This window comes from Enterobacter sp. LU1 (genome assembly GCF_008271405.2).
Classification (GTDB): Bacteria; Pseudomonadota; Gammaproteobacteria; order Enterobacterales; family Enterobacteriaceae; genus Enterobacter; species Enterobacter hormaechei_C.
Genome location: NZ_CP043438.2, coordinates 3491333 through 3515757, shown reverse-complemented (window position 1 = coordinate 3515757; position 24425 = coordinate 3491333). Strand labels below are relative to the sequence as shown.

General features: G+C 60.2%; 13 protein-coding genes. 3 read left to right on the top strand and 10 right to left on the bottom strand.

Annotated elements, in window-relative coordinates; genetic code table 11:
- Positions 1-108: 108 nt before the first annotated feature.
- Complete coding sequence (locus FZF21_RS16780; RefSeq protein ID WP_017382760.1) at positions 109-840, top strand: methyltransferase domain-containing protein; 732 nt, start codon at positions 109-111, stop codon at positions 838-840.
- Here the strand turns inward: FZF21_RS16780 and FZF21_RS16775 are convergent.
- Positions 837-1439, bottom strand: coding sequence for a short chain dehydrogenase (locus FZF21_RS16775; RefSeq protein ID WP_047738439.1), 603 nt, complete (start codon positions 1437-1439; stop codon positions 837-839). The two genes, FZF21_RS16780 and FZF21_RS16775, sit on opposite strands and share 4 nt — an antisense overlap.
- A gap of 97 nt (positions 1440-1536) precedes the next feature.
- On the opposite strand from FZF21_RS16775, the gene FZF21_RS16770 reads away from it, so the two are divergent.
- Entirely contained in the window at positions 1537-2424 is an 888-nt protein-coding gene (locus FZF21_RS16770; protein ID WP_015571641.1) for a LysR family transcriptional regulator, read from the top strand.
- 19 nt (positions 2425-2443) lie between these two features.
- Positions 2444-3625 (top strand): PLP-dependent aminotransferase family protein, encoded by a 1182-nt coding sequence (locus FZF21_RS16765; protein ID WP_017382758.1) that lies wholly within the window; start codon positions 2444-2446, stop codon positions 3623-3625.
- Positions 3626-3651: 26 nt separating this feature from the next.
- On the opposite strand, the gene FZF21_RS16760 is transcribed toward FZF21_RS16765, so the two are convergent.
- From FZF21_RS16760 to FZF21_RS16720, 9 genes are all read right to left on the bottom strand, one after another.
- Positions 3652-4017, bottom strand: a complete 366-nt coding sequence (locus tag FZF21_RS16760) for a HigA family addiction module antitoxin (protein WP_015571639.1) — start codon at positions 4015-4017, stop codon at positions 3652-3654.
- A 10-nt stretch (positions 4018-4027) separates the two neighbouring features.
- Complete coding sequence (locus FZF21_RS16755; protein ID WP_015571638.1) at positions 4028-4327, bottom strand: type II toxin-antitoxin system RelE/ParE family toxin; 300 nt, start codon at positions 4325-4327, stop codon at positions 4028-4030.
- Positions 4328-4577: 250 nt separating this feature from the next.
- A complete protein-coding gene (locus FZF21_RS16750) occupies positions 4578-5777 on the bottom strand; it encodes an HlyD family efflux transporter periplasmic adaptor subunit (protein WP_017382757.1) in 1200 nt (399 codons plus the stop codon).
- On the bottom strand, positions 5758-7950 hold the full coding sequence (locus FZF21_RS16745) for a type I secretion system permease/ATPase (protein ID WP_045328302.1): 2193 nt from the start codon (positions 7948-7950) through the stop codon (positions 5758-5760). Before FZF21_RS16745 ends, FZF21_RS16750 begins: the two co-directional genes overlap by 20 nt.
- Positions 7947-9350, bottom strand: a complete 1404-nt coding sequence (locus FZF21_RS16740) for a TolC family outer membrane protein (RefSeq protein WP_023295304.1) — start codon at positions 9348-9350, stop codon at positions 7947-7949. The genes FZF21_RS16745 and FZF21_RS16740 overlap by 4 nt, the downstream gene beginning before the upstream one ends.
- Before the next feature lie 82 nt (positions 9351-9432).
- The gene (locus FZF21_RS16735; RefSeq protein WP_149121205.1) at positions 9433-20856 is read right to left on the bottom strand and encodes a BapA/Bap/LapF family large adhesin; all 11424 of its coding nucleotides are present in this window, start codon (positions 20854-20856) and stop codon (positions 9433-9435) included.
- Between the two features lie 864 nt (positions 20857-21720).
- Positions 21721-22896 carry a hypothetical protein gene (locus tag FZF21_RS16730; protein ID WP_047738443.1) on the bottom strand — a complete coding sequence of 392 codons (1176 nt, stop codon included), beginning with the start codon at positions 22894-22896 and terminating at the stop codon, positions 21721-21723.
- An 11-nt stretch (positions 22897-22907) separates the two neighbouring features.
- The gene (locus FZF21_RS16725; protein ID WP_023295301.1) at positions 22908-23699 is read right to left on the bottom strand and encodes an aldolase/citrate lyase family protein; all 792 of its coding nucleotides are present in this window, start codon (positions 23697-23699) and stop codon (positions 22908-22910) included.
- Positions 23681-24424 (bottom strand): alpha/beta hydrolase, encoded by a 744-nt coding sequence (locus FZF21_RS16720; protein ID WP_047738445.1) that lies wholly within the window; start codon positions 24422-24424, stop codon positions 23681-23683. Before FZF21_RS16720 ends, FZF21_RS16725 begins: the two co-directional genes overlap by 19 nt.
- Between the last annotated feature and the right edge of the window lies 1 nt (position 24425).

Below are 24425 nucleotides of genomic sequence, written 5' to 3'. Positions count from 1 at the left end.
CTGCGCTTACCCGGCCTACGGTTCGGAGATTTTGTAGGTCGGGTAAGGCGAAGCCGCCACCCGACAATGCAGTATACTGCTATGCACATTCTTAAAGAGGGATCAGCCATGGCACAAAACATCTACGACAATCCGGCGTTTTTCGAAGGCTACGCTCAGCTTCCGCGCTCGGTGCAGGGGCTGGACGGCGCGCCGGAGTGGCCTGCGCTCAGGGCGATGCTGCCGGATTTAACCGGCAAATCGGTTATCGATCTTGGCTGCGGCTATGGTTGGTTCTGCCGCGCGGCGCGTGAGCTGGGCGCGTCTGACGTCACGGGCGTGGATATCTCCGAAAAGATGCTCGCCCGCGCAGTGGAGCTCACCGCCGATCCACAGATTCACTATCAGCGTAGCGATCTGGAGTCTCTCAAGCTCAACGAGAACAGCCTCGATCTGGTCTACAGCTCGCTGGCGCTGCACTATCTGCCGGAACTGAACACATTATTTGCCCACGTTCAGCGCGCGCTTAAACCCGGCGGTTGCCTGGTCTTCTCAATGGAGCACCCGATTTACACCTGCGCCTCCCGTCAGGGCTGGCTGACGGACAACAGCGGCGAGCGGTTCTGGGGCGTGAACCATTATCAGGACGAAAGCCAGCGCGTCAGCAACTGGCTGGCAGACGGGGTGATTAAATACCACCGTACGCTGGGCACCACGCTTAACGCGCTGATCAAGGCCGGATTAACAATAAGCGAAGTCAATGAGTGGGGACCAACGCAGGCGCAAATTGACGCCTGGCCCGCGCTGGCAGAAGAGGCAGAGCGCCCGATGCTGGTGCTGATCGCCGCCCGTAAGGCTTAATAACCGACTTTATACACCCGCCCGCTCTGCACCCCTTCGACGCTGCGGCGGTAAGCCTGCGCAACGGTCGCGGCGGGAACGCTTTCAAAGCCCGGGAAGAAGCCGTCGTACGCTTCGGCGGATTCGGTCAGCACCGTCGGGCTGATCAGATTAATGCGAATACCGCGCGGCAGTTCACAGGCCGCGGCGCGCACAAACCCTTCCAGCGCGGCGTTAACCGTGGTGGCATTCACGCCCTGGGCAATCGGCTCGTGCGCCACAATCCCGCTTATCAGCGTAATCGAGCCACCTTCGTTCAGGTAGTGCTGGCCGGTCAGCGCCAGACGAACCTGCCCCAGCAGCTTATCCTGCAAACCCTGGTTGAACTCGCCGTCGGTCATGGTTGAGAGCGGGCCGAAGTGCAACCCTCCGCTGGCGGAGACAATCGCATCCACCGGACCGATCTTTTTGAACAGCGCCTGCACGCTCGCCTGCGAGGTGATATCCACCTGATGATCGCCCTGCGTGCGACCCACGCGGATCACCTCGTGGCGACGGCTTAGCTCTTCTGTCACAGCACGACCGACGGTACCGCTGGCACCAATAATGATGATTTTCATAGCAGGCTCCTTATGTTGTGAGCCTTCATTCTTTAATAAATAAAAATTCAGATAAACTGGGCTGATGTTAGAAGATTACTAACCAGAGGTTCGTAATATGGATAAGCTTCGCGGCATGGAGACGTTCATCGCGGTGGTGGAAAGCGGCAGCTTTACCGGCGCGGCGGCCCGGCTGGAGATGTCGGCGGTAATGGTCGGGAAGTATATTGCGCAGCTGGAATCGCAGCTCGGTACGCGGCTGCTGGAGCGCAACACCCGTCGCCAGAGCCTGACGGATGCCGGACGCGTTTATTTCGAAGAGGCCAGGCGCGTGCTGGAGCAGGTCTCGATTGCTGAAAACGCGGTTGAGCGTCTGCGAGCCACGCCCGCCGGCACCCTGCGCGTGACGGCGCCTACCTCGTTTGGCGGCTGCGTTATCGCGCCTCTGACGGCCACGTTTTTGCAGCGTTACCCGGAAGTGCGCATCGAACTGGATCTCACCAACCGAATGGTGGATCTGGTAGAGGAAGGGGTCGATCTGGCCATTCGTATCGGTGAGATCCGTAATGAGGATCTGGTGGCGAAATATCTGTGTCCCTACAACATGGTGATCTGCGCCGCGCCGGATTATCTGGCGCGTCACGGTACGCCGCAAACGCCAGCCGATCTGGTGGATCACCTGTGCCTGTCGCACACGGTCTGGACGGCGCGTAACGAGTGGCGGCTGCCGGGAGTGGAAGGCGAAGTGCGCTGGAAGCGTGATGCCGTCTTACGATGCAATGACGGCTACGGCTTACGCATGGCGGCGCGAGCCGGGGCGGGACTCCTGCTGCAACCGGAAGTGCTGGTGGCGGAAGAGCTGGCGAGCGGCAGGCTGGTTAGGGTTCTGGAAGCGTTTACGCCCGCGCCGAGGCCGGTGCATTTACTGTGGCGTCAGGATTTGCGGCCGCTGCCTAAGCTAACGGAATTTATTGCCCATATTCTGCTAAGATTGGGCACAATATAAAAAAGAAGGTAAGTAAAGAATGTCTGCAAACAAACTCGCCAGCAGCGCGCAGGGCCTGCAATCCTCTGCCATCCGTGAATTATTAAAACATAGCAAAATGGCAGGCGTGATTTCGCTGGGTGGCGGTATTCCAAATCCGGACCTGTTCGATCATGAGGGTTTAAAAATCGCTGCTGATGCCGTGCTGTCTCAGCATTTTGGCGAAGCGTTCCAGTATGGCCTGACGGAAGGCGTCCCGGGGCTGCGCGAAGAGATCCAACGCATCTGTGAAGGTCGCGGCATCGCCTGTAAAGCCGATGACGTGGTCATTACTTCCGGCTCGCAACAATCGCTTGACGTGCTGGCGCGGGCGTTAATTAACCCGGGCGATACGGTCGTCGTGGAGCGGCCTACCTACCTCGCCGCGTTGCAGGTCTTTGGCCTGGCGCAGGCGAATTTTGAATCCGTTGGCACCGACGGCGACGGCATGAAAGTGGATGAACTTGAAGCGCTGGTAGCCACCAAAACCATCAAAGCGGTTTATATCGTGCCAACCTTTGGTAACCCGGGCGGCGTGACGCTCTCCGAAGCGCGTCGTAAACAGCTGGTGGAATTATCGAAGCGCTATGACTTCGTGATTATCGAAGACGACCCGTACAGCGAGATCAACTACACCGACGAAGCGTTCCGCCCGCTGATTGCTCATGCCAAAGATATCGGCAATGAGGATAACGTGGTGTACACCTCCACCTTCTCTAAAATCCTCGCGCCGGGCACCCGCGTGGGCTGGGTGCTGGTGCCGGAGTGGCTGAAGCGCGCGGTGGTGAACCTCAAGCAAACCACCGATCTGCACACCAGCACGCTGTCGCAGCTGATGACGTACGAGTATCTGAAAACCGGTCGTCTGGCGAATCAGATTAAAATGATCCGCGAAGCCTATCGCCAGAAATACCAGACCTTTGCAACGGAACTGGAAGCGGAGCTGGGCGATGTGATGTCGTTCCACAAGCCAAAGGGCGGCATGTTCCTGTGGGCGAAAATGAACAACGGCATCAATACGACGAAATGGCTGGAAAAAACGTTGAGCAACGGCGTCGTGTTTGTGCCGGGTGAGTTCTTCTACTGCAACGAGCCGGACCATACCACGCTGCGCATGTCTTTCGTTACCCCAACGGATGAGCAGCTTAAAGAAGCGGTTCGACGCCTCAAAATTTCCCTGTAACAGGATGCGCATAATGGCAGATGCCGTTATGCGCTGTTCCCGTGCAGGGTAACGTCTGGCTTGCCGGATTTTCGCTTCGCCATGACTTCCGCAACGGTTTTTATCCGGCTTAACTCCTCCTGCGTGCGGGAGTTAGATTGCGCTTCCCAGATATCAACGTTTAGCTGTAAGTTCAGCCAAAATTCAATAGTGGTATTAAAGGCTTTTGCCAGTTTGATCGCCATATCGGCAGTAAGTTTGCGATTGTTATTGACCAACGCGCTTACGGTATTGCGGTGTACATTTAGCATCTCTGCCAGATCGTTGATTTTCAGATTGAGCGGTTCAAGATACTCATACTGCAACACCTCGCCCGGCGTGGTGGGTTTGCGGAGTGCCTGTTGAAGTGTCATAGGTGATGCCTCACTTGTGTTGCGTGTACTTGTGTGGAGAGAGATAGAGATCGTCTGCTTTTCCCTCTGACCAGCGAAATACAAGCCTGTATTGTCTGTTTACCCGGATAGAGGAATATCCCTTCAACGGAGGACTCAATGCTTCATACATATTGCCCGGTGGCGATCGTAAATCCAGGTGCGACATGGCCGCATTGATGATGTCGAGCTTTCTTGCAAGCGCTGTTTCCAGATTCAAAGGAATAACATTGCTCGATCTCCCGTAGAGAAAAAAATCCTCAAGCCATTGATCCCGAAAATGATTAATCATAATGCTGGTAAGCTCCAGTCCTTGAAGCTGAGTGGATAGTAATGCACTCCTGCACTGTGCGCAAGTGCGTTTTGTCTGCGAGTAATTTTACCCTGGTCATGGCTGAAGGGAAGTGTGATGCATGACTAAAGGTTAATTCTTCGAGGCGGATTCCACGTCTTGCGTGCGGATTAATGCCCGGCGGCGCTGCGCTTGCGCGGGCCTGCGAGAATGTAGGCCGGGTAAGGCGCAGCCGCCACCCGGCGTTTGACTACCGCTCCCTCAGCGCCTCCTTCGCCCGGTTAAACGGTTTGATCATATAATCCAGCACCGTTTTCTCCCCGGTCTTGATATCCACCGTCGCTATCATCCCCGGCACGATCGAGAAGTGCCTGCCCGCCTTATTCACCAGATAATCCTGGCTGGTACGGATAAACACCCGGTAATAGAACACCTCCGGCTTCGCTTCGTCCTGAATAGTGTCCGGCGAAATGGTCTCCACCACCCCGTGTAGCCCACCGTAAATCGCGTAATCGTAGGCGGTGATTTTCACCAGTGCCTCCTGATTAGGGTGGATAAAGGCGATATCCCGCGGCGAGAGGCGGGTTTCAATCAGCAGGTGATCGTCCACCGGCACAATTTCCATCAGCTCGCCGTTGGGCGGGATCACACCGCCAATCGTCGTCACTTTGATGTTTTTCACGATCCCGCGCACCGGAGACTTCACCGTCAGACGGGTAACGGAATCCTCGCGGCCTTTCAGGATCGCTGACACCATATCCACCTCGGCGTTGGCCTTCGACAGCGCTTCACGGGCCTGCACGTAATACTGGGAACGCACGTCGGTGAGCTTCAGCTCCAGGTCGCTTTTCTGCCGTTGCAGGCGCAGCACTTCCACGTGGCTGGCGGCCCCGGTTTTCACCAGCCGCTGGGTGATCGCCAGCTCTTTGTTCGCGAGATCTAACGCGGCGCGCAACTCCCGCTGGGTATCCTCAAGCTGGGCGCGGCGCGAGTTGTAGAGCCGCGTTTCAGCGGCGGTCAGGTCGGTCCATTTCGCCAGGGACGGCGGGAATTTGAGCGGCAGATCGTTCACCTCGGCATACAGACGCGCGCTGGAGGCCAGCGATGCCCGGTAACGCGCCGCGCTTTCGCCGACGTTGGATTCCGAGCGGGTAGGATCCAGCCGCGCCAGCACCTGTCCGGCCTGCACCTGATCCCCTTCGTGCACGTTCAGCTCGGTGAGGATACCCCCATCCAGCGACTGCAATACCTGCTCGCGTGAACTGGGGATCACTTTCCCGGTGCCGGTTGAGACTTCGTCCAGCACCCCGAACCACGCCCAGACGCCAAGCACCACAAACATCAGCAGGGAGAAGAAAACAATGCGCCGGGCACCGGTATAACCGCTTTCTGAGTCGAGCGCGTTATCCAGATCTTCTACTGCGGCAACGTCACGCTGACTGATTTTCATTTTTCCACTCCCGTCCGGTTGCCTGCTGCTGTTGCTGCATACGGCTGTTGTTCAGCGCCTGGGCTTTTGGCGCGTCCATCACCAGCATGCCATCTTTGAGTACCACCACGCGCTCCACCAGCTCCAGCACCGGCACGCGGTGGGTCGCGACAATCAGCGTGCGGTTGCCAAGCCACGCTCCGAGGCGCTGAATAAATTCCCGCTCGGTATGCTCATCAAGGGAAGCGGTCGGTTCATCCATCAGCACGATATTCGGATCGCGCAGTAGCATCCGTGCCAGCAGGATGGACTGCCGCTGCCCGCCGGACAGCCCGACACCGTTCTCCATAATCGGGTAATCCAGCCCCTTCGGCAGCTTCTGCACAAAGCTGGCCGCGCCGCACATCTCCAGCACCTCGAAGATCTCTTTATCGGTGGCGCGCGGCATGCCGAGCGTGATGTTCTCGCGCAGGGTGCCGTAAAACAGCCGGGCGTTCTGGGTCATAAAGCCGACGTTTCGCCGCACGTCAGCCACGTCCAGATGCGGCAGGCTGAGGTTGTCGAGCCGCAGTTCACCGCCCGCCAGATCCATCCCGCCCGCCATCGCCTGCAACAGGGTTGATTTGCCCGCGCCGTTGCGCCCGAGGATCGCCACTTTCTCGCCCGCTTTGATCTCCAGACGGTTAATGCGCAGCGCCATGCGCGGATCTTCCGGGTGATAGCGGAACTGCGCCTGCTCGAACAGGTAATGTCCGCGCAGCACGTCCTGACGGATCGGCGTCTCTTCGCGCTGATTCTCGGTCGGCAGCTGCATAATGCTGTCCAGCCCCTCTTTGGCCGCCTTCACCTGCTGCCAGCGGGCCAGCACGCCGCACAGCGTCGCCATCGGGGCGATCATCCGTGAGGCGAGCATTGAGGCGGCCACCACTGAACCGGTGGTTAAGGTGCCGTCGATCACCATCGGCGCGCCCACCACGATCACCCCGGCATACACCAGGCTCTGAATGGTCATCCCCCAGTTGATCAGGTTCTGCGTCAGCTCGCGGGTGCGCAGGCCGGATTCGGCGGTGATCTGGATATAGCTGTTCCACTGCTGCAAAAAGCGGTTCTCCGCCTGCATCAGCTTGATGTCCTCCAGCCCCTGCACGCTCTCCACCAGCACCGCGTTGCGCAGGGTCGATTCATGCGCCGACTGCTTCGCCAGCTCCGCCAGCTTCTTTTGCAGCAGCAGGCCGGGCAGGACCATGATCACCGCCGCCACCGGGGCGATCCACGCCAGCTGCGGGGCGATGATCGCCAGCACAATCACAAACAGGATAAAAAACGGCAGATCGACGATGGTGGAGATGGTGGAGGAGGTGACCATCTCGCGGATCTGCTCCAGCTCGCGCAGCTGGGAGATAAAGCTGCCGGTGGATCGCGGAATGGCGCTGTGGCGCAGCCGCAGCGCGTGGCCGAACACCCGATCCGAGACGCGCAGATCCGAGCGTTTACCCAGCAGATCCATAATGTGTCCGCGCGCCACGCGCAGCACAAAGCCAAACAGCGTGGCGATCAGCACCCCGATGGTCAGCACATAGAGCGTCGGATAGGACTGGGCGGGGATCACCCGGTCATACACCTGCATGGAAAAGACGATGCCCGAGAGGGAGAGCACGTTAATGAACAGTGCCGCCAGCATTACCCAGCTGTAAGGGCGAAGGTCGCGCATCACCAGCCGGTAGAGCCAGTCCGGGCGGTATTTTGAGATATAGGCATCCACGCGGCTGTCCTTCAGCGCCGCCAGCGGACGCAGGGCGATGACGTGGCGGATGGCAGGCAGCATCGCGCTCATCGACAGGCGGTTGGTGTGCGTGCTGTCGTCGAAAAAGCTGACCTCAAGCGTATCCTCGCCGTCGAAATTGTCGATCACGCCGATTTTACCGTCGTTCAGCTCCACCACCACCGGCAGACGCCAGCTGTTGATAGCGTGCTGATCGGCCGTCAGCAACTGGAATGTCAGCCCGGCTTCACGGGCGAGCTGCGTCAGGGCGGGCACCATCGGTTTGCCTTTCAGCCACGGCGCGCCGGCGATCAGCGAGCCTGGCGAACAGGCAACGCGATAGCGCGTCGCCACATAGCCAAACGCCTGCGCCCACTGCTCCAGCGCCTCATCCGTCATGTTTTCACCCTGCGGAATATCGCGTTGCTTCATGGCTGGATCTCCACGGTCTGGATGGTGCGGTTTTCAAGATCGAACGCGTGACGCAGGCGCCCGGTGTTGTACAGACAGTTGAGCTGAAGCTGATGCAGCTGTCCGGCGGTTTGCTGTTGGGTAAAGCGCGCCTGATACACCTCCTGCTCGGCGTTGAGCACGTCGAGCAGCGGGCGGGAACCGAGATCGAGATACTGCTGCTGATACAGCTCGCGGGTGCGGGCGCTGAGCGCTTCCTGACGGCCCTGGATCTGAAGCGTGCTCATCAGGCTCATCACCTGGCTGCGCGCTTCCAGCAGTTTTTGCCGCACCTCAAGACGGGTGCGCTGGATGGTGGACTGGGCGGATTCCACCGCGTGTCCGGCGGCGTTACGCCGGGCGGTGAGGCCGCCGCCCTGATAGAGCGGCATCTGCACTTTTACCCACGCGGAGTACTGGGTGCGGTCCCGCGTTTCGTTGCCGGCGTAGCGGTCGTTCAGGTAGTGACGAACTTCCGGCTCCAGCGAAACGGTAGGGGTCATTTGCGCGTTGGCATAGTCGAGATTAGCCTGCGCGACGTTGGCCTGCGCCCAGGCCGCTAATACCGAGGGCACCAGACGATCGTCCGGCTCGGCGATGTCGCAGCTGCGGGCCAGGCTCTGCGGAAAGTCATTGCTGACCGCGTTCAGGCTGTCCCAGCCCAGCAGGCTCATCAGCGTGGCGCGCGAGCTGTCGAGGCTGGCCTGATACTGCATCAGCTGCGCACGCGCCCCTTCGATGCGGGCGTCGGTCTGCACCACGTCAGAGAGTGACGTTGCGCCTTCATCATTACGTTGTTTCGTCAGGGTGCCGATGGAGGACAGGGCATCCAGCTGTTCTTTGGCGGTCTCGACCATCTGCTGCCAGGTCTGCACCTGCACCATGGCGATGGCGGTATCGTGGGCGATGGTGTCGATGCTCACCAGCACGTTGGCCTGCTGCTGGGCGACGCCCGCGTTTTCCGCGCGTACCTGGCTTGCGACTTTGCCGAAGTCGTAAAGCATTTGCGAAAGAGAAAGCACCAGCGAAGGGGTAAAGCCATTATCGTCGCCGTCGTGGCTATAACCGTTATCCATGCCGGCGTTAATTTGCGGATAATATTTCGATTTGGCGACGTCCACATTTTCGCTCTGCTGATAAAGTTTGCCGACGGCTTCACTGATGGCCGGATGCCAGGTCACGGCGCGGTTAACCGCTTCATTCAGCTGTAGCGTGCCGGGGGCGGCTTTGCTGGCTACGGGCGCCACGCGACCATTTAAAGAGGGGAGTTCCTGCGTTTCGCTTAATTGTCCGGTATTAATCATCGCCGCAGGGTTTGCCGCGATAGCGGGCACAGATATCAGGCAGCACGAGAGCCACCAGTAAGGCATCTTCTTTCCCATGTCTTGTCCCTAATAAAAAAGTACTGCTTTTTTGTTTATGCCCGGGCGCTGTGCGCGCCCGGGTCATTTCTTGCAGGTGCTATCAGGTAATGATGTGTTGCTGGTTTACAAGCTCGTCGTAGGTGGTCTGAACGTTGTCCAGCGTAACGAGCGCAGATTTAGTGTAGGCGGCTCCCGTGCCGTCACGGTCGATGGAGATCACAGTATTGTTACCGCTTTGTGAAACAGACACATAGTTCCCCAGCGTCGACGCACTACCGTTCCAGCCCACCAGAAGATCGCCAATGTCGATCTTGTCTCCCTGCGTGAGGGAGAAGTTCGTCCAGTGGTCGCCCGTGCTGTTACCTGCGGTAGCGTTACCCGCCGTATTGTTCAACACCTGATAAATCAGCGTGTCGCCGTAGGCCGTGCCGTTAATCACATCGTTATGCTCCGAACTGACAAATTTCGGCGCCATGTCAATGGTCAGCGACGCGGTATCCGTGGCGCCGCTGGCGTCGGTCAGGGTGTAGTTAAAGACCTCCTTGCTGGTAATGGTAGAGAGCGAGATCCCCGGGTTAAGGGTATAGGTGTAACTGCCGTCAGCGGCAATCGCCAGCGTCCCGTAGTGGCCCGTGATGTTTGACATCGTGCTGCCGGTGTACGGATCCAGCGTGGTGGTAACGCCGTCGTAGCCGGTAATGCTCACGCGGGTATCAACCGAGTGCAGCTGGTCCATCGCCCCTGCGGAGCCGGTGCCGTCGAAGATATTGCCGTCAACGGTGTGGGTGCCCGTCGCGTCGAATTGCGACAGGGAGTAGGTCGTGCCGTTTACGCTTGGGGTAATGGTGATGTTCCCCACGCTCAGCCCCGGTACGCTGCCGGTAAAGTTCAGCGTATAGGTCCCGGCGTTGAGATCCAGACCGGTCAGCGGAACGTCGATGCTGCCGCCCAGCAGTGAGCCTCCGCTGAAGGAGCCGCTGCGAATCACATTCGTCCCGTCAGTGATTGACCAGTTCACCGTCAGCCCGCCCAGTGCTAGCAGCGAGGCCACGTTAAAGTGCAGCGAGGCGTTATGCAGCGCGGTGTTTGCATCCACCACGAAGGTCCCGCTTCCGCTGCCCTGCGTTGACCCCAACACGGCGGTGGTCCAGCTGGCGGTGCCGACGGAGGTATCCGTATAGGTTGAGGTATGGTGAACCGACGTGACGTCCATCGCGGTGCTGACATCGTTTACCGCATCCATTGGGCGCGCGGTTGGGGTGATGTTCAGCGATGCCGTGTCTTTCGAGCCGTCAGGCGCGGTGATGGTGTAGACGAAGGTATCCGGCGTGCTGATATGGTCCGCCCCGACCCCGCTGTTCAGGGTGTAGGTGTACTCTCCGGCCGCGTTGATCCGCAGCGTACCGTACTCGCCGGTGATCTCCGTCAGACCGCTGCTGTTCACCGCCACGCCGTTAACGTCGGAGACTACGGTACCCGCTGGCGCAATATCATCCGCCAGCACATCCCCGGTCGTGCTCTCGCTCACGCTTGCCACGCTGTAGACATGATCCTGCAAGACGTTCAGCGTGTAGGCCGTCAGCGCGGTGATCCCCGCCGCCGTATTGAGCAGGAACAGGTACTCGCCAGCGGGCAGATTCAGCGTCAGCTGCGAGGAGGTGCCGCCCAGCAGCGGCGCGCGCAGCCAGCCGGGTTCAACGCGCATCTGCTCGAAGGTCTGCGTCGCATTGTTGAACTTATAGATGTAGAGGTCGAACACCGAGGCCAGCGCCACGCCGCCCACGGACGCCTGAACGGTCATGGTGCGGGTGGTGCCTTCTTCTACGGAGTAGATGATCGGGTTGGCCAGATCGTCCAGCAGGTTCAGCCCCAGCGTATTGCCAAGGTTGATCCCCACCAGGGTAAAGCCGCCCTGCGACGAGGTGCCGTTGTTGATCGCCTCCACGGTGGTATCGAAGGTCAGCGAGGCGGTATCGTCCACGGCCACGATACCGCTGCTGCTGGTGCCTTCGCCCAGCGACAGCACCAGATTTGCCGAGGCGCTGGTGCCGTTGTGGGTGATGGTGTAGGTAAAGTTCTCCGTGCGCCCAATGACGGCGGCGCTGGTGTTGGTCAGGTTATAGGTATAGCTGCCGTCCAGGTTGATGGTCAGCGTGCCGTACTGCCCCTGAATCACCGTGCCGTCGGCCGTGACGCTGGTGGTGGTGCCCTGGGCGTTGGTGACCGCGGTGACGGTGGTGCCCGCCGGGGCGTTGTCGCTGCCTGCGGTTGGGTCCACGTCGGTGATGACGTTCCCGACAACGCTGGTCTCGCCGGACACGGTGCCTGCGCTGGTCTCTTTCACCGCCACATCGAGGCTGGTGTAAGAGCCGGTTGCCAGCAGGTTAGTGTTGTAGCTCAGGACGCGATACTGACCATCCGCCAGGCCGGTCAGGTTCAGCGACACCCCCGTCGCGCCGAGGGTCAGCAGGTCAGCGAACTGCGGCTGTCCGGTGTCGACCACGGTGGTCCAGGTGTTGTTGGCGGCGTCAAAGCGCTGTACCACCAGCTCAAGGGTATTGAGCAGGGAAAGAACGGCCCCCGTGGCGTTGGCGTTCACGGCAATATCCGCACTGCCGCCGCTGCCGACGGTGAAACCTACCTGCGCGGTGTCGTTGCCGAGCAGCGTCAGCACGTTACCTACGGCGCCCACCAGCAGGAAACCATAGTCGCTGTACTGCGAGTTGGTCACCGTTGCGGTGGTTGTCAGCGCCAGCTCTTCAACGTTGGTGCTGGCTGAGAGCGGCACCACCGGCGCAAGGGCTGAGCCGGGCAGCGAGACGTTGCCTGCCGCGTCGGTGGCGGTGATTTGCAGCGTCTGGCCTTCCGTCTGTTTATTGAGGAAGGTGTAGCTCCAGGAGCCGTTGCTGTCTGCCGTGGCGGTGACCGTTGAGTTATCCGCCAGACGGATGGTGACGGTACTGCCCGCTTCGGCGCTACCGGTCAGTACGCTGCCGTCTGCGTTGAAGGTCCCGGTCGGGGCCGTTGGCGCAGTGAGATCGACAATGACGGTGGTCGAGGTGGAAATCGGGCTGGTGCCCGAGCCGTTGCTCGCCGTGGCGGTGAAGGCATGCGGCCCTTCGCTCAGCACCGGCGTGGTGAAGCTCCAGTTGCCGCTGGCATTCGCGGTGACCGTGCCCATCAGCACCCCGTTGTTATAGAGGGTGATAGTCGCGTTTGGCTGCGCCGTGCCGCTCAGAGTTGGCGTGGTGTCATCGGTGGTTTTCCCGTTGGTCAGGTTGCCCGTCACCGTGCCAACGTTATCGTCGATGTTAGCGATAACCGGCGCGTTCGGGATCGTGGTGATCGGAGCAATCACGGAGGTGGTGATACCCGCGTTACCGGCCTTATCGGTAGCAAAGACAATCAGTGACTCCCCGCCGGTCTGTGGAGGGGTGAGGGTGGCGCTGAAGTTTCCGCTGCCGTCCGCGACGGCGGTACCAAGCACGGTTCCGGTGCTGCTGGTGATGGTGACGGTACTTCCTGCTTCCGCCGTACCGGTAACCTGCGTCCCGTTGGTGATCACCGCCAGCCCGGTTGGGGCTGGTGGCGGCGTCAGGTCAACGTTGATCGTGATAATCGGCGATGGCGCGCTGGTATTGCCCGCGGCATCGGTGGCGGTGGCGGTGAAGTTATGCGCGCCTTCGGTCAGCGTGGTGCTGGTTTGCGGCAGCGTCCAGTTGCCGTTGGCATCGGCAGTGACGGTTCCTACCAGCGTCGTGCCGTCGTAAATACGTACGGTGGCATTGGCTTCCGCCGTACCGTTTAAGGTCGGACGGGTGTCGTTGGTTGGGTTGGTGCCGGTGACAGGGCCGGTGACGGTTCCCACATCATCCACAATCGAGGTGATTGCCGGTGCGACAGGGGCGGTGGCATCCACATTGATGGTGTAACCCCCGGTCTGCGCGCTGGCGTTGCCCACGGCGTCGGTGGCGGAGAAGGTCAGATTATGCGGCCCGTCAGCCAGCGGGGTGGACGGCGTAAAGCTCCACGCGCCGCCGGTGGCGACCGCGGTGCCAATCTGTACCCCATTGTCATAGATGGTTACCGTCGCGCCGGCTTCTGCCGTACCGGTGAGCGTTGGACGTGCATCGTTGGTTAACCCGCCGTTGGCGACAGGCGTCGCAGCATTACCGACGTCGTCGGTGATGCTGGTCAGCACCGGTAGCGCTGGCGGCGTGGTGTCAATGGTCAGGCTGAAGTCGGCGGACGGCGCGCCGGTGTTCCCCGCCTGATCCGTTGCTTCTGCGGTAAAGGTGTGTGACCCGGTGCCCAGCGGCACGGTGATATCCACGGTCCAGTTGCCGTTAGCATCGGCAGTACCGGTGCCCACCAGCGTAGTGCCTTCGTAGATATTCACGGTGGCCAGCGGCTCGCTGGTCCCCACCAGGCGCGGGAGAGGATCGTTCGTGGTCTGGCCGGAGCCAATCGCCCCGGTGATGGTGCCAACATCGTCAATCGCCTGGGTGATAACCGGCGCGGCAGGCGCAGTCGTATCCACAACCAGCGTAAAGCCTGGTGAGGCAGAACTGACGTTGCCCGCGGCATCGGTTGCCGTGGCGGTCCAGGTGTGGCTGCCGTTTGCCAGCGTGCCGGTGGTGAAGCTCCATACGCCGTTGGCATCCGCCACGGCGGTGCCCACCTGCTGACCATTCTCATAGATGGTGATGGTCGCGTTGGCTGCCGCGGTGCCGTTCAGCGTTGGCGTGGTGTCGTCTGTGCTTTGTCCCGAGGCGACCGGGCCCAGCACGGGACCGGCATTGTCGGTGGCAGGGGTAAAGACCGGTGCGTCGGGCACCGACGTATCCACCGTCAGGTTGAACGGTGGCGAGGTGACCCCGGTATTGCCTGCGGCATCGGTGGCGTTGAAGGTAATGGTATGCGGCCCTTCACCCAGCGCGGTGGTCGGCGTGAAGGTCCAGTTACCCTGCGCGTTGACGACCGCCGTGCCGATTTCCACATCATCGACAATAACGTGCACCGTTGCGCCCACTTCCCCCGTACCGTTGAAGGTTGGACGGGTGTCGTTGGTGGAACCGTTGCTGGCGATGATTCCCGTTCCCGGGCTGACATCGTCTATCACCGTGGTGACCACCGGGGCCGCAGGGCCGGTGGTGTCCACCGTAAAGGCGAACACTGGCGAGTTGGCGGAGACGTTTCCGACATCATCGCTGGCGTTGACGCGCAGGTTATACGTCCCGTCCGTCAGAACCGGATCCGGCGTAAAGGTCCAGTTACCGTTGCCGTCGACCGTAGTGGTACCAATCTCCACGCCGTTATTCAGAACGTGAATGGTGGTACCCGCCTGGCCGGTGCCGCTCAGGGTTGGCGTGGTGTCATTGGTGACCTGCCCGGCGGTAAGCGGGCCGGTTACGCCACCCGGAGCGTTGTCGCTGACCGTATCGATCGTCGGCACCTGTGGCGCCGTCAGATCGATATTGATGCTCCAGACGCCGGACGGCTGGCTGACGTTGCCCTGCGGATCCGTCGCTCTGACCGTAAAGTCATGCGTTCCTTCCCCGAGGGCGGTTTCAGGGGTAAATGTCCAGGCGCCGGTACCGTCTGCCGCCACCGTACCAATCTGCGTGGCGCCATCAAAAATGGCGACGACGCTGTTCGGCTCGGCGGTACCGGTCAGGGTTGGCGTGGTGTCGTTGGTTGGATCGCCGCTTGGGACAGGCGTTGCCGCATTGCCTGCGTTATCCGTCACGCTGGTAATCACCGGCGTGGTGGAAACGGTGTCGACCACAATGGTGATCCCGGCCGACGGGGTGCTCTCATTGCCTGCCGGGTCGGTGGCGGTCACGGTCAGGGTGTGGCTGCCGTCGTCCAGCGCAGGCGGCGTGTAGCTCCAGGTGCCGGTCGGACCGACAACAACGGTGCCCAGCGGGTCGCCGTTATTGTACACGGTAATGGTGTCCCCGGCCGTGCCTGTCCCGGTCAGGGTAGGACGGTTGTCGTTGGTGCTCTGCCCGTCGGCGATTGGGCCGGTGACCGGACCTACGTCATCGGTCACCGCACCGATGGCTGGCGCTGTCGGGGCGGTAAGGTCGACGGTGACGGTCGCGACAGGCGACTGCCCGCTGGTCGCGCCGGTGGTGGTATTCGTGGCGGTGACGGCGAAGGTGTGTGGCCCTTCCGTCAGCGGCAGGAGCGGCGTGTAGCTCCAGTTGCCGTTATCATCCGCAACAACGTTCGTCAGCGGAACCAGCGCCCCATCCTGATAAATGGCGATCACGCTGCCCGGATCGGCGGTGCCGGTAAGGGTAGGCGTGACGTCATTGGTGGTTTTATCTTTCACATCACCAGTGACGGGATCGACGTCATCGTTGATCGCCATAATCACCGGCACCGCAGGCAGCTCGAGCGGAGAGTCCGGCACGTCAAAGGTGGTTGACGGGCTGGCATTGCCTGCGGGGTCCGTGGCGGTGAGCGTCAGCGTCGCGGCATCCAACTGGGCCGGGGAGAGGGCAATGGAGAAGGTGCCTCCCGTCGCGACCCCGGTCCCGATGACATTGCCGTTGGCGTCACGAACCGTCACCGTGGTTCCGTCATCTGCCGTCCCGGTCAGCGGGGTGCCCTCCGCGGCAATGGTGATATTAGTTGGCGTTGCAGGCGGCAGGGTATCCACCGTCACGCTGAGATCCCCGGAGCTGGCGGAGGTATTCCCCGCCGCGTCACTCGCGGCCACTGAGAAGGTATGCGGCCCCTCGGTAAGCGCAGGGTCGGCGGTCCAGGACCATGTCCCGTTCGGCTGAACCTCCACGACCACCGGCGAGGCGACACCATCAACAGAAACGGTTACGCTCGAACCCGGCTCGCCAATCCCGGTGAGGGTTGGCGTACCGTCGCGGGTGTAAAGCACGCTGTTGGTCAGCTGGCTGTCAGAGACGGCGTCAATTTGCGGCACGGTTGGCGCCTGCGTATCAACCTCCACCGTAAAGACCGGGCTTACCGGGCTAACGTTACCGGCATCGTCCACCGCGGCGACGGTGATATTCAGCGGGCCGTCGGTCTGCGTCGGCAGGGTATAGGACCATCCGCCATTGACGACTTCAACGCGATCCACTTCCACGCCGTTGTTGTAGATGATCACCGTCTCGCCGGTGGTGCCGGTTCCGCTCAGGGTCGGTGTGGTGTCGTTAGTGGACCCGCCGTTCTGCGCGCCGGCGATGTCGCTGATGGTCGGGGTATCCGGGGCGAGGGTATCGACCGTTATCGTGATACCGGCTGATGGCACAGATTCGTTCCCGGCTTCATCGGTGGCGGTCGCCGTGTATTCGTGCGTCCCTTCGCCAATGTTGCTCTCAGGACGCCAGCTCCAGTTACCGTTACCGTCCACCGTAACGCTGCCCACGGCCTGCGGCTCGCCTGTACCCACCTGGTCATAGATGGTGATAACGTCATTCGGCGTACCGGTGCCGCTCAGGACCGGACGCGGATCGTTGGTGGATTCGCCATCCAGCACGGGGCCGGTGATCTGGCTTACGCTGTCTGTCACCGTTGGGGTTCCCGGCTGGTCAGGCGCGTCGGTATCAATGGTAATGGTCACCGGCGTGGACGGCGCGCTTTCGTTCCCGGCGCTGTCCTGGTTAGTGACCGTCAGGGAGAGAGCGTAGGTGCCGTCAGGCAGCGGAGTGGTGGGCGTCCAGCTCCAGTTACCGTCGCCATCGATCTCGGCCTCACCAATTTTGGTGGCGCCATCGTAAATGTTCACGGTATCCCCCGGCGTGCCCGAGCCGCTCAGGGTTGGCGTGGTATCCCGGGTGGTCTCCCCAGGATTCAGGGCCGTCCCCGGCGTGCCGCCGTCCGGGTTGACGGTGATCTCAGGAATATCCGGCGTTGCAGGCGCGGTCGTGTCGATCGCCAGTTCAAACGGCGGCGAAATGGTGGTGTTACCCGCCTCATCCGTTGCGTGGACCGTCAGCGAGTGCGGGCCGTCCGTCAGCGGCGTGGTTGGCGTAAAGCTCCAGCCACCGCTGCCGTCGAGCACCGCCGTGCCGAGCAGGGTGGTTCCGTCATAGATCGTGATGGTGGTGCCGTCCGGTGCGGTTCCCTGCAACTGCGGCAGCGTGTCGTCGGTGGTGTCCCCGCTGTTAAGCGGAAGCTGCACGGGCCCCACGTTATCGGAAACGGTGTCAATGGTGGCCGCCGGTGGCGGAGTCGTATCGACGGTAAAGGTAAAGCCGGCTGATGGTGCGCTGGCGTTGCCCGCCGCATCGCTCGCGACGACGGTGAACGTATGCTGCCCGTTCACTAATGGGGTAGTAGGCGTGAAGGTCCATGCGCCACCGCTGTTGACAACGGCAGTACCAATATCCTGTCCGTCCAGACGGATCGTTACGGTGGAGCCCGGCTCGCCGGTACCGTTCAGCGTCGGGAGCGTGTCGTTGGTGGTTTCATTGGTGTCGAGCGCACCCGTGCGGCCCGGTACGTCATCAATGACCTGCGTAATGGCCGGCGCGCCCGGGGCGGCGGTATCCACCGTGATGCTCCAGGTGTTCGATGTCCCGCTGAGGTTATTGTTGGCGTCAACCGCCGTCGCCGTCAGTACGTGCCCGCCGTCCGGTAGCGCGGTTTCCAGCGTGATGGACCACTGACCGTTCGCCGACACGACTGCGGTGCCAATTTCGGTAGTACCGCTGTAGAGGGTGATGGTGGTGCCAGGCTCGCCCGTTCCGTTGATGGTTGGCGTGCTGTCGTTGGTGAGACCGTTCTGGCTGACAGGACCGGTGACGCCGGGGGCATCATCCACCACGCCCGTGATGACCGGGGTTTGTGCCGCGGTGATGTCCGGCGCGTCAAACGGCGCGGTCGGACCGGTGTTTCCGGCGGTATCAGTGGCATCGGCGGTCAGGGCTTCGCCGTTGGCTTTCGGCGGGATCAGATCTACGCTGAAATTCCCCTGATCGTCGGCGACCGCTTCCCCGACCTTCACGCCATTTTCACGAATGGTGACGGTACTGCCCGGCTCGGCTGTACCGGTTACGGTGGTGCCGTCGGCAGAGATCACCACGTTTTCCGGCGCCAGCGGTGGGGTGCTGTCTGGCGCGTCGGCAAAGCCAGACGGGCTGGTGTTGCCGCTGCCGTCGGTGGCCGTCACTTCAAGGGCTTCGCCGTTGGTCTGGGCTGGCGAAATCGGGATGGTAAATGTGCCGTCCGGACCGGCGGTGGCCTGGCCGATGATCGTACCGTCCGGCGCTTTAATGATGATTGTGCTGTTTGGCTCGGCGGTTCCGCTGACGCTGGCCCCGTCTTCCGCCACCACCAGGTTGCCCGGTGCGGCAGGCGGGGTGATATCCGCTGCGTTAACCAGCGCCGGTGAGCTCTGGTTGCCTGCGGCATCGGAGGCGACCACGGAGATAATCTCACCGTTGGTCTGCGCAGGGTTCAGGTTGGCGACATAGTTGCCGTTGCTGTCGGCAGTGGCGGTCCCGATTTGCAGCCCGGCATTGTTGGTGATGACGATTTTACTGCCCGGCTCGGCGGTACCGGTGATCTGGGTGCCTGCGGAGTTGAGCGTCGCAACCGGCATGTCTGGCGGCGTAAGATCGACGGTAAAGTTGATCGGCTGAGACAGACCGCTCTGGTTGCCTGCCGCATCGGTTTCCCGCAGGGTAATCGAGTGTGCGCCTTCTGCCAGTGGATTCGTCGGCGTGATGCTCCAGGTACCGTTCGGCAGAACGGTGGTGGTGCCGATAACAACGCCGTTATCGTAAACCGTGATCGTGCTGCCCGGTTCGCCTCTGCCCGTCAGGCGCGGCTCTGAGGCATCGGTAAACTGCCCGGCACCGATCGCTCCTTTCAGTACGCCCGTGTCGTCGTTAATGATAAATCCGGAAGGCGTTTGCGGCGCGGTGACATCTACCGTGACGGTAAAGACCGGCGAGGCCGGACCGGTGTTACCGGCGACGTCGGTGGCGCGCACGGTAAGCTGGTGGCTGCCTTCGCTCAGATTCACCGACGGCGTAAAGCTCCAGCTTCCGTTACTGCCCACAACCGCTGTGCCAATGGCAATGCCGTTATCATAGATGGTGACCGTCGAGCCCGCTTCCGCCGTGCCGGTGAGCTGTGGCCGTGGGTCGTTGGTGCTGCTTCCACTCCCGAGCGTGCCGGTGCCAGGCGCAACATCATCGGTGATGCTGACGATCGCTGGCGCGCCAGGCGCGACGGTATCGACCACGAAGGTTACCGCCGTGGACGCCGGGCTGGTATTGCCTGCGGCATCGGTCGCGGTGGTGGTAATGGCGTGGCTGCCTTCAGACAGGTTGGTCGACGGGGTAAAGCTCCATTTCCCGGTGGCATCGGCTGTGGCGGTGCCAATCGGTTTCCCGTTGTCATAGAAGGTAATGACGGTGCCGGCTTCACTGATGCCGCTGAACGTCGGACGCGAATCGTCCGTGCGTTGTCCGTTGCTCAGCGGGCCTGTTTCGGCGCCCACGTTATCATTGACGGTGACAATCTCGGGTGCATCCGGCGCGGTTAAATCCGGTGCCGTGACCTGAACGCCCGGGCTGGTATTGCCGGACGGATCGGTGGCGGTAGCGGTGATCTGTTCTCCGTTGGTAAGCGGCGTACCGAGATCAATCGTAAATTTCCCGTCGCTGCCCGCTTTGCCCGTTCCGATGGTGTTGCCATCGGCATCTTTCAGGGTAACGGTGCTGCCCGGCTCAGCGGTACCGGTGACGGTTTTGCCGTCAGGAGAGACCTCCAGATTGGCCGGGGCATCCGGCGCGGTGAGATCCGGTGCCGTAACCTGACCGCCCAGGCTGGCATTGCCGGACGGATCGGTGGCGGTGGCGGTGATCTGTTCCCCGTTGGTGAGTGGCGTACCGAGATCAATCGTAAATTTCCCGTCGCTGCCCACCTTGCCCGTTCCGATGGTGTTGCCATCGGCATCTTTCAGGGTAATCGTGCTGCCCGGCTCAGCGGTACCGGTAACGGTTTTGCCGTCAGGTGAGACCTGTAGATTGGTGGGGGCATCCGGAGGCGTGGTATCTGGCTCGGAAGGATTTCCCGGATTGCCGGGATTCGGACTGTTGTTATCGTCATCCCCGCCACCTCCACCGCCGGTTCCCGCCGCAATGGCAATCCCACCTGCGACGGCCAGGCCACCCAGCACCCAGGGCCACGCTGCGGCGCCGCCGGTATCACTCCCTGACGCCGCCAGTAGGGCGTCCGTGGAGGCGATGGATTCATAGGTGGCGGCACCGGTTGGATCTTCAATCCACCACAGCGCACCGTCGCTCTCCTCAAGCACCAGCTGGCTCACGCCCTGCGCGTCGGTGACGTAGAAATTCTTGAGGGTAATCACTTCGCCCGAGTGGAGGGTAATCACCAGATCGTTTCCGCTGCGGGAGTAACCTGAGATATCGGCGCGATCCACGTTAAGTTTAACGATTGAGGAGTGATCGAGTGTTATCTGTGTCCCTTCCGTGGTCGTTTCCACGCCAGTTAGTTTCGATATAACAGATATTTGGCTCATACAGTTATTACTCCAGCAGAGTTATTGTTTACGGCGTGTCAGACGTGGCCATATTTTCTGGAGGGATGAGGGCGCTCCCGGCGAAAATACTGTGAATAAAACAGTATTTACCATTGCTTTCTTTAGAGCGACCGAGATCCGCCAGCAATCAACGTGGCAACATCAGGGCGAAGCTAATTATTTACATGAGAAACTGTTATTTATTTATATTTTCGTATTTTATAAGCCTTATTATTTGTGCAGGTATTATTTATTTTGCTGTAAAAATGATATAGCTATAAATATCTGAATGTGCAAATTAAGTGTCTGTAAACCCTGCACTGTGATTGCAGAGAAAATTAATTGATAGCGCGAATATATTTTGTTGGCTATGCGGACCGCGCCACAGAGGCGTTGGCGTACAGGCGGTCGGGATTAGGTAGTGGAAGAGATGATAGGGGGATAATACTGAATACACAGGCTTTATTTATAATTCCAGCGAACATTAATGACTGCTTAATTATGATTTAAGTTAGGGTAAATCATCTGCTGTATGATATATTTCAAAGAATCGCATTAATAAAATATATTTTCGGTTTGGGTTTGGATTCTGCTACGCATAAAAATAAACTGTCGACTTCACATATTTCATAAATAAAAAGGCCGCAAATGTGGCCTTTCTGAGGGGGGAGGTTTAGCCGAAAGAGATAATCCCCATTTCAATCAGTGCGGCGAGCGTCAGAAGAATAAAGAGGATAACGACTATGGGTCTGTACATTTGATTTTCCATCCATGTTTATCATGCAATCCGTTTTATGTGCATCATTATTGATGATGGTGCAGGCGATCCCTGCCCCCCTATTTTGCGCCACTTTGCCGTAAAAATCAGTTAGCTGCTGGCACTTTTTCTACTTTTTCTCCGGCCCGACGGGCCGTGGCTGGCAGGATGTCGGCATCCGCCACGTAGCCATCAGGATCGAGACAGCGATTGTGTTCTCTCGCCTGGTGCAGGATCGCTTCGTCCCAGTACAGGCGCTTACGCTGATCGCCCTGGGTCGTCAGAATAAACTCCACATTGCCATCAACCGCGCGGTAGCGGCGCCAGCTGTTTGCCGGAATGGAGATCACCGAACGTTCCGGGGCGATAATGCTGACTTCCTTACCCGCCTCGTTCCAGGTCACCTCCAGCTGGCCTTTAAAGACCATGATCACCTGAATATCCGGGCAGAGATGGCGACCGACAATGTGGTCGTCAGCAAGCCGCAGCCATTCGACGGAAAAACCGTGCGGGCTCAGGATAGCGGGAGCGGAATCCCGATCCTGTGAAATGCCGAAACCGATAACCGGCGCAATTTCGCCGCCGTGTCCCGGCAGCACCGAGTCCAGCAGTCCCTGCGCTGACCAGCAGCGATCATCGCCGGTTACCGCACGCTGGCGCATCTCCTCAACGCTGTAGTCACGCAGACCGGCAATATATTGCTCTGACAGCGGCGTCAGCAGCGTGGCGGGATCGGGCGTTGGTTCACCTGCCTCCTGCGCAATCAGCATATTATCCTTGCTGAGATACATACCGTACTCGCTGGCGGCCGCCAGCACTGACGGGTGCCAGATGATGCCGCCCGTGTTGTCCCCGCCGAGCACGGTAAATACCATGCCGCAGGTATCTTCTTTACTGACGTTGGTGAAACCGCGGAAGATCCAGGTCGGTATTGAGAGGATGGTGGGCGCGCTAAATTCAGCTTCATGCTCGCCGTTGGCGCCCCAGCGAAAACGCCATGTCCCTTCATGGATCAGGAACACTTCTGCGGTGAAATGCAGATGCAGGTTATTGGTTACCCCTTTCGGCATAGCCGCCGCGCCAATGTTAAAGCCGTGCGGCTCGGGGATATTAACAATCTGCTCGCTGGACTGAGTTACACCCGGGCCGATGAAGGAATAGTTTTGTTTGAGATGCGAACCGGGCAGCTTGCAATCAATAAAGGCAAGATTGCAGGAAACCATATCGTCGGGGGCGATTAACCGTGTTCGTGCCTGGCTCTGGGTAAGATGGATAGTTTTCATCATTTCTCCTTTTAATAACCGGATGCACCGGTGGTAGGGATGGCGTTGCCGCGGGCGAGGGCAATTGCTTCACGTGAGGCGCGACCCAGCTGCATAACGTCGTTTGCAGGGGTAACAAACTGGAAACCCTGCGCAATACGCGCTGCGGCGGCCGCGCCGGAAGTGCAGAAAATACCGGCAATCTTCTGCTGCTGGCGGCAGCAGTGAATCACCCGCTCAATAGCAGCAAGCATTTCGGGATGTTGGGATTCGGCGCTGGCGCTGCCGGTCAGCGTCAGCGAGAGATCGTTGGGGCCAATAAACACACCGTCCAGTCCTTCGGTATCAAGGATGGCGTCAAGATCCGCCAGCCCTTCGCGGGTTTCGATCATTGCCAGCGTCAGGATCTCGTCGTTAGCGTGCTGTGGATAATCACTGCCGCCGTAGAGTAGACCTCTGGCCGGACCAAAGGAGCGAACACCCAGCGGTGGATAGCGACAGGCAGCGACAAAACGGCGAGCCTGTTCCGCGCTGGAGATCATCGGACAGATTACGCCATACGCGCCGGCGTCTAATACGCGCATGATTTGCGCCGGATCGTTATCTGCCACCCTCACCAGCGGCACGGCAGGCGTGCTCGATAGCGCCTGTAGCATCGACAACGCGCTGGCAAAATCAATCATGCCGTGCTGCAAATCGACGGTGACGGCGTCGTAACCCTGATGGCCCATAATTTCCGCGCTATACCCGGACGGGATCGCCAGCCAGCCGTTAACGATCGGGGTATTTTCCAGAAATGCGGTCTTTAAACTGTTTTTGCGCACTGTATGCACTCCGTTATCCACTGACGCAGCAGCGGCGCGATCTCATCCGGGGTTTCCAGCGGAATAAAATGCCCGCCAGCCTCCACCGTATGCCTGGTCACGTTCGCGTTGCCTGCTGCCAGTAGCTGATGATGATGGGGCGTGCAGATAACGTCCTGCGCGCCGTTTAGAAGTAATGTGGGGCAGGAGAGGGCGTTAAACGCAGCCCGGTTGTCCTGCCGGTGAATGGCCATTTCCGTTTGCTCCGCAAAGGTCTCAATGCCGCACTCTTGCGCCATTCGGCAAATAGTCTCTTGCAGGATCCGATCGGACAGATGTGACGGGGCGACATAGCTCTGCCACAGCGACGAGACCAGCCAGTCGGCCAGGCCCCGCGCCTGTGCGGTGTGTACCGCTTCCCGGCGTGAAGCAAGGGTGTCTGGCGCAACGGGCAACGGATTAACGGAAATCAGCGTCAGCCCGTTCACTCTTTCTGGCGCGTCGGCGGCCATTTGCAGCGCGACAATCGCGCCGAGCGAAAAGCCCGCCAGCAGAAAGCGCGGCGGCAGAACCTTTAACAACCGCCGTGACGCCTGCGGCGCGGACTCTGCGCCCGTCAGCGTGATGCACAGCATCGCTGAGACGTTCAGCCGTTCAATGACGGGCTGCCAGAGCCGGGCGTTACACAGCGTGCCGCCAAGCAGCACCAGCGGCAGATCGGTATTGTCCAGAAGCGGATATTCCATT

Bases quoted from the DNA above. Each gene is read 5' to 3' on its own strand.
- FZF21_RS16780 (WP_017382760.1), top strand. From the start codon at position 109: ATGGCACAAAACATCTACGACAATCCGGCGTTTTTCGAAGGCTACGCT.
- FZF21_RS16775 (WP_047738439.1), bottom strand. From the start codon at position 1,439: ATGAAAATCATCATTATTGGTGCCAGCGGTACCGTCGGTCGTGCTGTG.
- FZF21_RS16770 (WP_015571641.1), top strand. From the start codon at position 1,537: ATGGATAAGCTTCGCGGCATGGAGACGTTCATCGCGGTGGTGGAAAGC.
- FZF21_RS16765 (WP_017382758.1), top strand. From the start codon at position 2,444: ATGTCTGCAAACAAACTCGCCAGCAGCGCGCAGGGCCTGCAATCCTCT.
- FZF21_RS16760 (WP_015571639.1), bottom strand. From the start codon at position 4,017: ATGACACTTCAACAGGCACTCCGCAAACCCACCACGCCGGGCGAGGTG.
- FZF21_RS16755 (WP_015571638.1), bottom strand. From the start codon at position 4,327: ATGATTAATCATTTTCGGGATCAATGGCTTGAGGATTTTTTTCTCTAC.
- FZF21_RS16750 (WP_017382757.1), bottom strand. From the start codon at position 5,777: ATGAAAATCAGTCAGCGTGACGTTGCCGCAGTAGAAGATCTGGATAAC.
- FZF21_RS16745 (WP_045328302.1), bottom strand. From the start codon at position 7,950: ATGAAGCAACGCGATATTCCGCAGGGTGAAAACATGACGGATGAGGCG.
- FZF21_RS16740 (WP_023295304.1), bottom strand. From the start codon at position 9,350: ATGGGAAAGAAGATGCCTTACTGGTGGCTCTCGTGCTGCCTGATATCT.
- FZF21_RS16735 (WP_149121205.1), bottom strand. From the start codon at position 20,856: ATGAGCCAAATATCTGTTATATCGAAACTAACTGGCGTGGAAACGACC.
- FZF21_RS16730 (WP_047738443.1), bottom strand. From the start codon at position 22,896: ATGAAAACTATCCATCTTACCCAGAGCCAGGCACGAACACGGTTAATC.
- FZF21_RS16720 (WP_047738445.1), bottom strand. From the start codon at position 24,424: ATGGAATATCCGCTTCTGGACAATACCGATCTGCCGCTGGTGCTGCTT.